The organism is Epilithonimonas caeni DSM 17710 (assembly GCF_000426465.1).
GTDB lineage: Bacteria > Bacteroidota > Bacteroidia > Flavobacteriales > Weeksellaceae > Epilithonimonas > Epilithonimonas caeni.
Map to the genome: position 1 here is coordinate 77,863 of NZ_AUFK01000018.1, position 14,610 is coordinate 92,472.

General features: G+C 37.9%; 10 protein-coding genes. All 10 read right to left on the reverse strand.

Annotation, left to right across the window (positions count from 1 at the left end; translation table 11 throughout):
• Positions 1–117: 117 nt before the first annotated feature.
• Entirely contained in the window at positions 118–2,757 is a 2,640-nt protein-coding gene (locus tag K319_RS21110) for a pectinesterase family protein (RefSeq protein WP_051230646.1), read from the reverse strand.
• Between the two features lie 47 nt (positions 2,758–2,804).
• The gene (locus tag K319_RS21115) at positions 2,805–4,112 is read right to left on the reverse strand and encodes a pectate lyase family protein (protein ID WP_051230648.1); all 1,308 of its coding nucleotides are present in this window, start codon (positions 4,110–4,112) and stop codon (positions 2,805–2,807) included.
• Between the two features lie 214 nt (positions 4,113–4,326).
• Positions 4,327–5,103, reverse strand: a complete 777-nt coding sequence (locus K319_RS0112150) for a T9SS type A sorting domain-containing protein (RefSeq protein WP_027383844.1) — start codon at positions 5,101–5,103, stop codon at positions 4,327–4,329.
• Positions 5,104–5,580: 477 nt separating this feature from the next.
• Positions 5,581–6,372 carry a T9SS type A sorting domain-containing protein gene (locus K319_RS0112160; protein ID WP_027383845.1) on the reverse strand — a complete coding sequence of 264 codons (792 nt, stop codon included), beginning with the start codon at positions 6,370–6,372 and terminating at the stop codon, positions 5,581–5,583.
• 353 nt (positions 6,373–6,725) lie between these two features.
• On the reverse strand, positions 6,726–7,697 hold the full coding sequence (locus K319_RS0112165) for a pectinesterase family protein (protein ID WP_027383846.1): 972 nt from the start codon (positions 7,695–7,697) through the stop codon (positions 6,726–6,728).
• Between the two features lie 4 nt (positions 7,698–7,701).
• The gene (locus K319_RS0112170) at positions 7,702–8,646 is read right to left on the reverse strand and encodes an alpha/beta hydrolase (protein ID WP_051230650.1); all 945 of its coding nucleotides are present in this window, start codon (positions 8,644–8,646) and stop codon (positions 7,702–7,704) included.
• Between the two features lie 136 nt (positions 8,647–8,782).
• A complete protein-coding gene (locus tag K319_RS0112175) occupies positions 8,783–10,450 on the reverse strand; it encodes a glycoside hydrolase family 28 protein (RefSeq protein WP_027383848.1) in 1,668 nt (555 codons plus the stop codon).
• 91 nt (positions 10,451–10,541) lie between these two features.
• The gene (locus K319_RS20365; RefSeq protein ID WP_034671726.1) at positions 10,542–11,375 is read right to left on the reverse strand and encodes a rhamnogalacturonan acetylesterase; all 834 of its coding nucleotides are present in this window, start codon (positions 11,373–11,375) and stop codon (positions 10,542–10,544) included.
• 153 nt (positions 11,376–11,528) lie between these two features.
• Positions 11,529–13,151, reverse strand: a complete 1,623-nt coding sequence (locus K319_RS0112185; protein ID WP_213083440.1) for a glycoside hydrolase family 43 protein — start codon at positions 13,149–13,151, stop codon at positions 11,529–11,531.
• Between the two features lie 153 nt (positions 13,152–13,304).
• Complete coding sequence (locus tag K319_RS0112190) at positions 13,305–14,555, reverse strand: glycoside hydrolase family 88/105 protein (protein ID WP_027383850.1); 1,251 nt, start codon at positions 14,553–14,555, stop codon at positions 13,305–13,307.
• Positions 14,556–14,610: the final 55 nt, after the last annotated feature.

Here is a 14,610-nt window from a genome sequence, read left to right on the forward strand (position 1 = left end):
CTTTTGGAATCAAAATCTTTTGATATCTTTTTTTCAGTTCCGCATTTCTTGTTTTCTATAAAAAGCCGCTCCACCGAAATGAAGACGGCTCTTTTATTTATGGAAAATTAATGTTTTTTAGTTTTTGATCAATTTTCCGCTGATCTGTTCTGTGCTATTTTTCAAAGTATAGAAATAAACCCCTGAATTCAAATCTGTTGTAGAAACAACCAATTCTTTCTGTCCAGATTTCTCATTTGATTTTCTGATATTCTTCACAATCCTTCCGTTGACGTCATATATGGTAAGTACCACATCAGAATTGGACTTCAGAGTATAAGCAATCGTTACCTGTTCAGAAAAAGGATTTGGATAAACCAAAGTTTTGTTGCCTTTGATATCGTTGACAGCCAAAGTCCCAAAATCAATATTAACGGAAGATTCCGGCATCCAATCGAATAAGAATGAAGGATCAGTATCTTTTTTGAAAACATTGGAAATCGTATATGGCAAAGATTCCGGCTGTGTAAGGACCATTCCTCCATTTGCTCTCTGGGCCAATCTGTCTGGCGTTGCCCCGTCCCCTGTATTTCCATATTCTACGAACGTCACAGGAATCACCCCATTGATAGGTGTTGTCCAACCCGTTGGATTGAGCATAGAAGGTGTTTCACATCTGATGAAAGCAGATTTTGGTGTATTTTGCCAAGCTCTTCCAAAGTGGAAGTTACTGATCGTGGTACCGTTAAAATCAGCTGTTCCAGCAGCAGGAACCGTCAAATTACAATCCAGGAAAACAAACCCGAATTTGGTGGTCGCTTCTGTTGAAGGCGCTGTAACAACACTGTTATTTCGATTGATATAAGTTGTACAATGGTCGAAAACCACAGTCTGTCTTCCGAAAATGAAATCTACATTTCCTTCTATGTAAGAATTTTTGAAGTAAGCCCTACCAATACTGTTTCCTAAATAAGTGTCCTGATAACCGATAATCCTGCAATCATAGAAAGCCTGACGGTCGCCTTGTGTTTTAAGAGCAACAGCCTGTGTTTGAGAATTAATTTGTGTATTAGCTGTAGAGTTCATAAAAGTATTGGCAATGGTAATTTTAGAAGCTGTAAAATCACTTCCGAAAATCGCCATCGTTTGAGAAAGTGATGTTCCGTAAGCACTTCCTGTATCAGGATTGATGTCGCCGGCAGAAATATTATTGGTAATAACCGTTGTTGCAGCATCATCTCCTATTAAGAATACGTTTGATTTTGCAGACAACAGTGTAGGTCGTTCTGTATAAGTCCCAGGTTTGATATGAATGATCCATCTTCCTGTATAATTGTCAGGAACATCATCAAAAGCAGCCTGAACTGTCGTGTAATTTCCTGAACCATCCTTAGCAATCGTTCTGAGAACATCCGGATCAGTTGCTTTTGTTGTTACCGTCGCCGTACTTCCGTAAGATGTCCCTGCTGAATTGGTCGCAAATGTCCTTACGTAATAAAGAGTTGAAGGATCAACACCATAAACGTAGGAAGAAAAAGCCCCTAAACCGGAACCTGTTGATACTTTGGTTGCATTTTCGATGCTTGGCGTTGTTTCTGTCTTTGACCAGACAATCCCTCTTTCTGTTATTTCCGCTCCGCCCCAATCGGTAACATTCCCCGAAACTACAAAAGATTTATTTGTCACCTGGGATTGCGAAGTTGTGGTAACTGTTGGCACAACAATGCTTGCCAAAGTTGTAAAACTGACCTGGGAGCCATAAGATGTGCCTGCTGAATTGGTTGCATAGGCACGAACGTAATACGTCGTATTGGGCAATAGACCAGTTAAAGCACTTACATAAGAACCAGAAGTTGCGTTTTCTGTAGTTTTGGAGTCTGCAATGGTGGGATTCTGATTCGTGCTCCAAACCACACCGCTTTCCGATATTGCTCCACCACCGTTGCTGGAAATAGTTCCACCGGTTTTAGCTGTTGTTGTTGAGACAGATGAAACTGCAGTAGTAGAAACCGTTGCCGGATTGGCAACATCACCTTCCATAGTTCCGGAGATCTTCACATTCCTAAGTGCAAACTGTTTTCCGGTGGTAGCAGATGCCAGATAAGGATAAAACCTGAGGTAGAACTTCTGGCTTCCCGAAATCACAACAGACGTTGCAAGCGTTACATCCAATGTTTGTGCTTTGCCACTTGGGGTTAATTGTGTTGCGCTTTTGATCTGGACCCTGTCGGAGAAATCCGCATTCAAACTGTAAAATACCTGATAATACATATTACTTGTTCCAGCGCCTCCCACCAAAGCTTCCACTCTATTGATCGTGAAAGTTCCGCCGTTGGTTGCGTTGACATCAAACTGAACATATTTGGTTTCATCTATGACGGTTGTACTTCCGGTTCCTGTCCAGCTATTACTGGTTCCATTATATTGATAGAAATCGATGTTGCTATCAACTATTCCGTCGCCAGTGAAATCAACTTTAGAATTGACCTCAGTTTTCAATACAGCTGTTGGATAGACCAGACCAGACTCCAGATTACCTTCCAAAGATTTGGTCGTAACATCTGCGATCAGCGGCCAGTTGACAGAAGCTGGCGTTGCTTCAAATGGTTTCGAATATTTTTTTGAGGATCGTTTTGTCTGCTCAATTTTATCGATTTTTGAGAAAGAGGTTTGTGAATGCTCATAAGATGAATCTGAAAAAAAAGAAATACTTTTTCCGATTCCAAAAATCATCAGAGCACTGCAAAGTGCAATTGGGAAGATCAGATTTTTTTTCATGGGTAATTTATTAATTAATTGTTCGTGAAATGATTTTATCTTAAAGTTTACTTGATGATCACTTTTTGGATATAGGAATCATCTTCGGTTTTAACTTCAAAAAGTTTAACACCTTTGCCTAATTTTTCCAGGGGAATAGAATTAATGGTATTATTTCCCTTTGTTAAAGTTCCTTTGTAAATAACTCCTTCCGACTTGCCCGAAAAATCGGTGACATTAATTGTTACAGGTCTGTTATTGGAATTGGAGAAAATTTTTAAAGCAATATTTCCGGAAGCTGGATTGGGATAAAAAGAAGCATTAGAAATACTTTTTGAAACCGTTTCTTTAGTTCCTAAAAAAAGACAGTCCGTCGGTTGTAAAAGTACAGCTCCCGCCCCTGCCATTACAGTTTGTTTCACATCCTGAGAAGGAATTTTGGTTAATGAATAAGGTGGCGTGAATGCCGTTCCGGAGCCAACCGCCGTGCCGGAAGTTCCAACAAATGTATTATCAACGGATTGCGCCGCTGTGAAATTCCCGGTTTCTAACCTGATCGGGTTTTTCACACCATCGAAATAATTGCCCTCAATTAACAAATCCGCTTTGTACCCTGCATAGATGCAGTAATTGCTGACAGAACTACTGAAGTAATTATTCACCAGATGTACTTTTCCATACCTCACTCTCGGCATTCTTTCTCGCACTCCGTTTGCCCACCAGCAATATTGCATTGTGATCCTCAGCTTTCCATCGTCCTGCGTATCACTGTCAGATGACCCGAAAAGGTTTGAGAATCTATGGTCGTTGCTTCCTCCGGAGCCTCCTGCAATTGGCGGTTTCAGATATTCGAATTTTGTCCACGTTATCGATATCAGATCAGAAGCATTTTTGATATCAAGATTGCCATCCAATGCATCCTGAAAAGTGCAATGGTCTACCCAGACATTGGTGCAATTATCTATCGTCATATTATCGTTACCATCTACGTCATAGGCACCAGGCCCTTCAAACGTAAGGTTTTTGATAAGGATATTAGAACTGTTTTTCAAAGTTAAAATTCCCGAACCTCCGGCTGTAAGGTCGGTTGAAATCAATCTTGCCCCGGCCAATCCTATGATAGATTTGTTCGTTTGGTTATTAAGTGTCAGTCTTCCCGCACTAGGAAAAGTGATTTGTCCGGAAACATGGATCACTTTTACCGATGCAGTATTGACAGCAGTTCTTAGTTCTGCATAGGTTGTAACAACTGTTGGCGTCGTGTTCCCTCCCCCAGTCACACCATTTGTGGAAGCCCATCCGGAAACAGGACATTGTGCCTTGACCTCAAGGCTTGTAGCAATAGCAAAAAAAGCTAATAAAAGTATCTTTTTCATGATGTCGTAATCATTAAGTATGTTGAAATTTAGATCTTAGAAATCGCCCAATAAATCATAACAACCTGATTAAAAGTCCAATTGACAGTATGTTAAATTTTAAATCGGGTAAAAAAAAGGTTTAATGAAAGCAAGTTTCATCAAACCTTGATTAATGAAAAATTTATTATCTATAAATTTTATTGATTCTAGTTTAACTGATATATCCCGGTTCTTATTGGATTAGAACTTTCACAGATTTCACACCTGCTTCAGATTTAAGATTCACGATATAAACACCTTTAGTATTTACTTCAAAGTTTGTATCTGCAGAAACCTTAGCTGTTTTAACCAAAGATCCTGTTGCAGAATAAACATTCACTTCAGTGTTCTTAGCTTCAAGGTTCGATACATGGATCTTGTTCCCTATAGAATAAGCCGTAGCTTTCATATTCTTCTTCACATCATTCACACCAAGAACAGTTGTCCCGACGTTGGTCGCAGTGATCTTGTAAAGATTCAGCGATTGATCTCCGTAGATGTAAATATCCCTTGCAGGTCCTACATAATCATAAGTGTAGATAATACCGTCTGAAGAGTTAGAATAAGTTTTAGAGGTCAAGACCGCAGTTCCTGTTCCAATGTATAAAGTACGGTCTCCGCCGCCGCCGTTTTTGTACCAGATAGTAATGGATGAGTTACCATTTGTTTTAAAGTATATGTAACGTTGCGTTGGCGTAGTATTAACTCCTGTTGAGGTAAAACCACCACCGTTCAATTTGAAACGCTTTGATGCAGCATAACCATCGGAAAAATTAGCCGTGTTAGCTTCTACAGCTCCAAAGTTCACCACCGTTTCCGGTCCTGGGACCATGGCAAGATTATTTTTCACGGTACTTGTTGTCACCCCTGAAACAACATCCCAAGAAGAGAAGTCCCAAGTCGTTTGTGCTTTGAAATTGCTCACAGTTGCAACAACAGAAAAAGCTAAAAGAAGTAATGTTTTTTTCATGATAAAGTAATTTATTAATTGTTTGTTTAAATTTCAATGCAATCGATTACACAATTTTGTGTAACTTTTCTATGGTTCTAATATAAAATTATTATTCAATTCCAAGATATTTTTTTTTAATTTAATGTTAATTAACTTTAACATTAATGAAATATCCTTTATTAATAATGGTTCTAGGAATATTATACTTTCAGTTTTAGAAATAGATGGGGCAATAAAAATCAATTTTAAATAAAATTTTCAATGCAATCGATTGTTTTAAATTTACCAAAATCATAACTGATCTGACCAAAAAACGAGATTTCAAAAAAAATGTCTATCATAATTACAACCTCGCTAACCCTTAAAATTTTAAACGAACAAACAGAAATGATCATCTCGAATCATTAAGCGCAATTAAATAAAAAAGCCCGATAAACTATTGTTCATCAGGCTTATTCAAAAAATTAATATGAAAAAAATTACTACTTACACGTTCTATCTTAGCAGCACCTTGACTGATCTTTCTCCAACATCGGTTTTTAGATTAATGAAATAAACACCTCTCCCATTAATCTCAAAATCTGTATCAGCAGAAGTTCTTAAGGACTTAACGAGCATGCCATTGGCAGAATAAACATTCACCATTGTGTTTTTTGAGGCAAGATCTTTTACATAAATTTTGTTGCCAACTGAAAAAGCATTAGCTTTTATCTCTGACGTTGTTTCTCCCACCGCCAGGGTAGAATTGTCCGTATATTCTATTTTATACAGACTATTATCCCCACCTCCGGTAGATACTATTACATTTCCCGCAGCACCTGTATATGTATATGAAATAATGGCAATATCCGAAGTTCCGTTGCCCGCAAAAGTTGTCGAACTTAAAACCTTTCCTGTGCCATCAGAGATCAAGATTGACCTGCCAGCACCACCACCTCTCGCCCATAATCTAATCACAGCATTTCCAGCCACAGCAAACTGCGTGTACCTCCTTGTAGGCATGGAAGTAGCTCCAACAGCCGGATTGGTAGAACCACCATAGCTATTACCCCCAAACTGCAAACGTTGTGTCGGAGCATATCCATCACCGAACGTCGCAAGACTATTGGTAGCTATTGTAAGATTGCTTCCACCTGTAACAAATGACAATCCGTCTATTGTCGTATCAGTTGAAATTGCACCTGCAGCAAATTTCGCAGTATCGCTAAAATCCCAAGTCTTTGACTGTGCACTAAGATTTGCTACAGAAATGCCTGCAAATATTAAAGAAAATAATAGTTTTTTCATGATAAGTAATTTATTAATCGTTTATTTAATTTCATTATGCAATCGATTACACAAATTTTTGTAATAAATCGACGGTTCTAATATAAAATTATTTCTAATTCGTGCAATATTTTTGTGAAAATTTCCTAATTTAAATATTAATTTTGATTAACATTCAATTTAATTTTCCTTTATTTAAAGACTACATGAATTAAATACATGTTTAAATAAATTTTTAATTAAATAAAATCATTTTGAGAAAATGCAAATAATACAGTTCAAAACCTAAGCAATCGATTGCATAATAATTCCCAAAATCTAAACTAAAAAGTCAATTTTGGGAATTTTTGGAAATTATAATTTGTGCAACAATTTTATGGAATCCAATTATTAGCTTTTTGAAAAATCTTTTTGATCGTATAATTCTTCAATTCTTTTTTGGAAAGCTGATGAGACCACTCTACTCTTTTGTCTGGATTTGAACCGTTTCCTTTGCTTCCAAACTCTGCATAGAAAGTGGTCTTTTCTTTATCTGGAAACATTTTATCACCTTTCCACGGATTCCAACCTTTTGGCAAAATATGGCTTTCCATAGTTGTATTAATGAAAACAGTCTTCGCAAACGGTCGCCACGGTCGCCCGAGATAGACTTTGCTAACACCTTCTTTTGCTGTTAAATGACAATCAATAAAAACAAAACCGTATGGATTATCCCTGCTTGTTGCAGCCGCTGTGATGTAAGAATTGGCTAAGCTTTTGACTTCACAATTCTTGAAAACCACAGTCGCCTGCCCGAAAATAAAATCCGTAGTGCCTTCTATATAACAGTTTTCATAATATTGCCTACTGTGGTCAGTCGCTGTATAAAGCGTATCCTGGCAACCCAAAATTTTAGAATTCTTCATCACAAACCGGTCGCCTTCCACATGAAGCGCAACAGCTTGACCCTGATTACAAGACGAATTTTTGATGGTCAAATTTGAAATCTTAATATTATCGCCTGCAACCAAAAATGTATAAGAATTAAAGGTATTGAGTTTCTCATTGGTCAAAGGATTCGGTTTTCCGGAAAAATCGTCATTGGTGATGATTGTGTTGTCTTTGTTCTCGCCTTCAATGGTGATCCGATGTTTTGAAGAAGGAATCACCACTTTTTCATTGTAAATTCCTGATTTGATTTTAATTAAAGCTTCAGCCGGACCTAAATCCCGAATCGAATTAATCGCACTCTGAATCGTCGTGAAATCTCCGGAACCATCCTTTGCCACCGTAATTGTGATGTAAGGCGATTGAGCAAAATTCAAAATCACGCATAAAAAACTTAGAAATAAAAAACGCTTTTTCATTGAATCAATTTTTCAAAACTTTATCCAGAAAATCTACAGTATATCTCAAAGTCTCATCAAACCAAGGTTGGACCAACCAGAATGAGTGAGGAGAATCTTTGATTTCGTGAAATTCCGTCGGGATATTATAACTTTTTAATAATTTCATCATATCATTTCTCCCGGCGTGAAATCTCGGTTGAGAACTATTTATAAATAATGTTGGCGGCGTACGTTTCCCAACATACTCCAAAGGCGAAGCTTCTTTCCATATTTGAAAATCCTGAACCTTCGTAGCTCCAAGCCAGTAGGCGGCATAAGTTCCTTCCTCAGATTCCGGATGAATAAAAGATACGATTCCATCAATGTTTACAATCGCCTGAACCTTCTTTTTGACGCCAACCAAAGTTGCCAGTTGCGCGCCTGCAGAATTTCCACCCAATGCAATTTTCTTTTTATTAAGAGAGAGATCTTTATGTTGTTTTTTCAAAAATTTTAAAGCATCTTCGATATCTTCGACTGCTGCAGGATATTTGGCGTCATCACTCAAACTATAATTGACTGCCATCGCCACATAACCTTTTGAAGCTAATCCCTGAGCGATAAATTTCTCATTTTCCTTACTTCCGGAAATCCAACCGCCGCCGTGAACCAGAATAATTCCGGGATATTTCTGAGTCGAATCTTTAGGATAATAAATATCTGCTAAAAGTGATTTTCCGTTTCTTGTTTTATATAGAATATCTTTTTTGACTTTGATGTTTTTCGGAAATTCCAGATCCAAAGGCTGGATGAAGGTATATTTCTTTTTCAGTTTTTCGTAAGTTGTTTCAATGGTGTAAGGCTGTGCTTTTGGTCTTTCGATTTCCTGAGAAAAAAACTTAGAAATCGAAATCAAAACAATAGAAAAACGGATGAAAATCTTCCGCAGGTGACTATTGTGATTCAAGTTAACTTTGGTTGGCTTCATCCGTTTTAAGAAAAAATATAAGAAAAATTATTTGTTTAAAGTCGTTTCAAGTTATTTTTAGAAAGAATGAAATTTAAAGAAAAGTTCTCGATACATTTTTCTTCATTCCATTTCGAAAAATACTCGAACTGACGAGTTATTTTACAGCATTCTTCGGAACATCTTTGGAAATCGATAATTTATCGCCAGAGATGCCTTTTGGCAATTTGATAGCTTTAGTTTTACTTCCGATAACCTTTACCAAAGGCGTTTTAGAAGATTCCAAAGTCAAACCAGAGATGTCAATATTTTTAGAATTATAAATTGTTGCCCCTGTTCCGTCGGTGTATTTTATTTTAACATTTTTTAATGTAATTCCGTCTGCATCGACTATTGTCAAAGCTTTTTTGGTATCGAAGTAAGAATCTTCCACCACGATATTTTTAAGGTTCATTTCAGATAAACCATTGAGCGATAAAGCTTCATAAGAATTGGAAGCCGTGATATTTTTGAAGAATACATTTCTGAAAATAGGCGTTTCCTCAGTCACGGCAATATCTTTCTCCTTTCTTTTTTCGTCGTCAGCATTTTGGTCTTCTTCTATAATCGGCGAATTACCTTCATAAAACATATTAAAACCAATTACCTGAGCAGGAATTCCCGTCATATCCACATTGCTAATCCAAATATTCTCCACAACGCCACCTCTACCTCTCGTCGTTTTGAAACGAAGCCCTATGTCTGTTCCGATAAACGTACAATCTGAAGCGTGGAGATTTTTCACACCACCGGACATCTCACTTCCGATAACAATTCCGCCGTGAGCGTGGTAAACCGTATTATTTTTGATGATGACATTTTCTGTCGGAACACCTCTGTCACGGCCGTCTTTGTCTTTTCCTGATTTGATGCAAATCGCGTCATCACCGACATCAAATGTATTATTATAAACCAAAACATTCTTACAAGATTCCAAATCCAAACCGTCGCCATTCTGAGAATACCAGGGATTTCTAACAGTTAAATTTCTCAAAATTAAATTGCTTGACATCAATGGATGAAGATTCCAAGCTGGTGAATTCTGGAAAGTTGGACCGTCCAAAAGAACTTTGTCACAACCAACCAAACTTACCATAACGGGACGAAGAAAATCCTTTACAGATTCTAATTGTTCTCTTGTTGTCAGCTTTTCCGGAATGTTGAAATTAGCCGTGCTTTCAAAACCTCTTTTCGAGCTTTCGCTTGGAAACCAAATCTTTTTATCGGCTGACAAAACGCCACCTCTTGACAATAATTCTTTCCACTGTCCATCGGTCATTTTGCCTTTTTTCACATACCTCCAGGCATCACCGTTTCCGTCAATCACACCTTTTCCAGTGATGGCGATGTTGGTCGCGCCTTTTGCCGAAATCGGAGACTGACAACGGGTTGTGTTTAGACCTTCGAAACTAACTTCTACCAAAGGATAATCTGCGAAATCTCTGCTGAACATCAGCAATGCGCCGTCTTCCAGATGCAGATTGATATTGTTTTTCAGAACAATTGGTCCCGTCAACCATATTCCTCTTGGAACGATAATTGTCCCGCCACCTTTCTGAGAGGTTTCATCAATGGCTTTTCTAAACACGTCGGTATTTTTGACGATACCGCCAGAAACAGCACCAAAATTTTTGATATTAACAGAAGTTGCAGGAAAAGACGTTTCTGCTACCGTTGGCATTTTGAATTCTACACCTTTGTAAATATCAGAAATGTTCTGCCCAAAAGCGTTTCCTGAAACTAATGTTGCTAAGCTTAAAGCTAAAATTTTAATCGATTTCTTCATTATTATCTTTTTAAATTCTCGCAGATTAGACTGATTTTGCTGATTTTAAAATTGCTGAATCTACAAAACCTGCGAGATAAATTTTGAGTATTTATTTCTTGCTAGCTATTTTTTTGAATTCATTATAAACCAGCTGAGCGACTGCTTTTGCACCTTCCGGCTGGAAATGGGTGTCATCTTTTTGTCCATTCGGATAAGCTGTGAATTTGCCTTCAGGAAGATTCATAAAATAAGTTGCTGTGACAAAGTCTTTTCCTTTTCTCGTAAAAAATTCTTTGGACAATCTGTTCAAATCGATGACATCGACTTTTTGCTCCTGCCCGACTTCTATCATTGCTTTGGCATAATCGACGTGACTATCACCCAAGACACCGTCTTTCCAAGGATAATTTCTGGAAACCGGTGTTACCAAAACCGGCGTCGCATCTTTCTCCCGAACCTGATGAATGTACAATCTCAAATATTCCTTATAACCCGGAACATCAACATAACGGTCGACTTTTTTCTCAGATTCATCATTGTGACCAAACTGAATCAAAACCCAATCTTTTGGTTTCAGATTTTCAAAAATGTAACGCCATCTGCCTTCCTGAAAAAAGGTTCGCGTACTTCTTCCACCTTTGGCTTTATCAACGACCAAAACATTTTTTGTCAATGGCGATTTAAACGATTTGAGACTGTCAGTGACAAAAAATTCCTGAAAAACACCGCCCCAACCTTGCTGTGGATAACGTTTTTCCTGATAATTGCTTTCCAAAGTATAATCGGTCAACGTGGAATCGCCGGCCAGAAAAATGTTGGTCGTGTTTTTATCTTTAGAAGGCTGAACGATTCTCTCCTTTTGATCACCCTGTTCTGTCTGAGCAAAGGTCATTACAAAAGCTGCGATAAACAATGCTGTTGAGATATTTTTGATTCTTTTCATTTTTCTTTAACGCAAAGGCGCTAATCATTTATTTTAAACTTCATTTTTCAAGTTACAAAGGTTTGCGTAACGAATTTCATTATATTTTCTAATCCTAAGATCCTTCGACAAGCTCAGGATGACATCTCTAATACTAACTTTTGAATCACTTACTTAGTTTTTGGTAATTCTGAAGAAATCGAAATCAGCGTAACCGCCTCTTGAAACTTTGGAATCGCTGACCGAATAAATTCCGACTTTTGCGCCAATCCATTTTCCTGGTTTTGCCTGAAATTTCTCGCCGATATTCTCAAACTTCTTTCCATTTTCACTATAACTGAATGTACAGATTCCGTTAGGTTCGTTGATATTGACTTTCAGGTAAACTTCGTTTGATTTTAATTTGATTTCGTTCAGAATTTTTTCTTCACCGCCTTTATCAGCTTTTTGAGCATTTCTTAATTGAAGATAAAATCCGTCAGGTTTGTTTGTAATCACTAATGACTGGTAATCCATCCCCATTATCAGAAGTCCTGCAGTTTTTCCTTCTTTAGCATCTTCCGGAAATAATTTGACTTTGGTGGTTGCTACGAAATTCGGAGCTGGAAATTTCTGGGTTAGAAGATTCGGGACATTCCAGAGATTTTTTTCGCCATCCGGAATTTTGATTGAAAACAATCTTAAATAATCCTTACCAGGAAGTTTGGCTGACCAAACGATATTTTCATTTGCGCTCCATTGCCATTGCAAACCGATTTTATCATCATTGAACTCATCTGATTCTGCTGGTGTTTCTATTGGATATGATTTTCCAACATTCGGTTTTTTGAATATTAGAACAGGTTCCCCGATTCCATTTTTATTATTATCGATACCAATGACCGGCCAGTCTTTTTCCCATTTCATCGGTTGAAGATGGACAATTCTTCCTCCTGCATCCACATCCTGAAAATGGTAAAACCATTCTTCGCCAATCTGTGTATCTACCCAAGCACCTTGATGCGGCCCGTTGATTTTAGTCGAACCTTTTTCTAAGACAATTTTCTCTTCATAAGGTCCGTATATATTTTTTGAACGCAAAGCCAATTGCCAACCTGTTGCAACGCCTCCAGCGGGAGCAAAAATGTAATAATAACCATTTCGTTTATACATCTTAGGACCTTCAACAGTCGGGTGCGCATCGTGTCCGTCGAAAACGTGAATACCTTTGTCAAGAACTTTTGTTCCTTCCGGATTCATTTTGTTAATGGTCAACAGACTTTTGACGCCTGCTCTGCTTCCTGCCCAACCGTGAACGAGATAAGCTTTCCCATTATCATCCCAAAACGGACAAGAATCGATGAGACCTTTTCCTTCCATTACCAAAATTGGTTCGTCCCATTTTCCAAAAGGATCTTTGGTTTTCACCATATAAATCCCGAAATCCGGGTCACCCCAATAGATGTAATATTCGCCGTTATGGAAACGGATACTTGGAGCCCAAATACCGTCGCCACGTCTTGGTTTGTCAAAATGTTCTTTTGGAATTAAATCCGTGATGGCATGATTCACCAGCTTCCAGTTGATCATATCTTTCGAATGAAGAATTGGTAAACCTGGCATTTCGTTGAAGCTGGAAGCCGTCATAAAATAATCATCCCCAACCCGGATCACGTCCGGGTCAGAATAATCTGCATACAAAACGGGGTTTTTATATGTTCCGTTTCCTAAATCCGGAACCCAGACTTCTGAGACATAAGGTTTCGTCTTCTGTGCTGCAACATGGTTGATTGCTAATGCAAAAAAGAATAGGATGATATATTTTTTATTGACTTTCAATATTTAACTTTTTATTAGAAGATTTTTTAAAGCAAAGTCCGCAAAGATTTTTTGAACTTATTGAAAATAATTTGTGGTAAACAAAGGCGTGAAACTTATTGAAGAAATACAAACAATTAAAAATATCCTGATTTATTTTTCTAATTCTAAGCTGGCGAGGATGAATGGTCCGGTTCCCTTTGGATCATTGGAGCGGATTTCTTCATTTACGTAATAATCGTAAGTTCCACTTCTGTAAGGCGTTCCGCCTAAGCCCGCTACGGCACAATTCTGATTCAGGTTAATGATTCCATTAGGTGCTACGCTGATGAGATTTTTCAGAATTCCATCATAACCTTTTTTTGCAACTGCTTTATAAGAAGTTGGCAAATAGCCTTTTCTAACTGCCTTCGCAAAAGTATAAACAAACATCGATGACGCTGATGCTTCGAGATAATTTCCTTTTTCACCGCCTTTATCCAAAACCTGGTACCAAAGCCCTGTTTTCTTGTCCTGAACCTTCAGTAAAGCTTCTGAATAAGATTTCAGATAATCAATCAGCTTTTCCCTTCCCGGATGATTCTGTGGAAGATAATCCAATACATCCACGATTGCCATTCCGTACCAGCCCATTGCCCTTCCCCAGAAATTCGGAGAAAGCCCGGTCTGTTTATCCGCCCATTGTTGCTCTTTGCTCTCATCCCAACCGTGGTATAGCAATCCTGTCTTAGGATCCACCATATGTTTCTGGATCACATCAAACTGATTAACAATATCATTGTAAGCTTTGTCGGCTTCTGCTCCTGTAGAAAACAATTTTGTATAATTGGCATAAAATGGTTCTCCCATATACAATCCGTCCAGCCACATCTGGTTTGGATAGATTTTTTTGTGCCAGAATCCGCCTTCGGTAGTTCTTGGGTGACTGTCCAATTGAGAACGCAGCAACTTGATCGCTTTCAGATATTTTTCTTCTTTTGTAACTGAATATAGATAAATCAATACATTACCAGAATTCAGCATATCGATGTTGTACTTGCTGATATCGTAGGTTTTTATTGTACCATCCTCGTTGACCAAATCATCTGCGTAGCCTTTGATATAATCGTAATATTGTTTTTTTCCGGTTTTCTTAAACAACAGTTCCGCACCTTTCAAAACCAAACCATTAGGATAGCTCCATTTTGGAGATTTGTGAAAATCCAGCATCCAGGCTTCGGGAAAACGTTCCATCTCGGATTGCATCATTCTCTCAGACCAAGGTAATTTTGAGGAAATCACATTTTGGGAAATCTCTGTTGATCTTTGAACTGAAGAATTTTGCAGTGGCTTTTGCGCACAAGATAAGATACTAATCGAAGCAAATGCCGTAATGGATAATATTTTGATTTTGTTGAATTTCATTTTTTTACTTTCTATTTGAACACAATGAACACAAAGGTATTTTGTTTGATTCTAT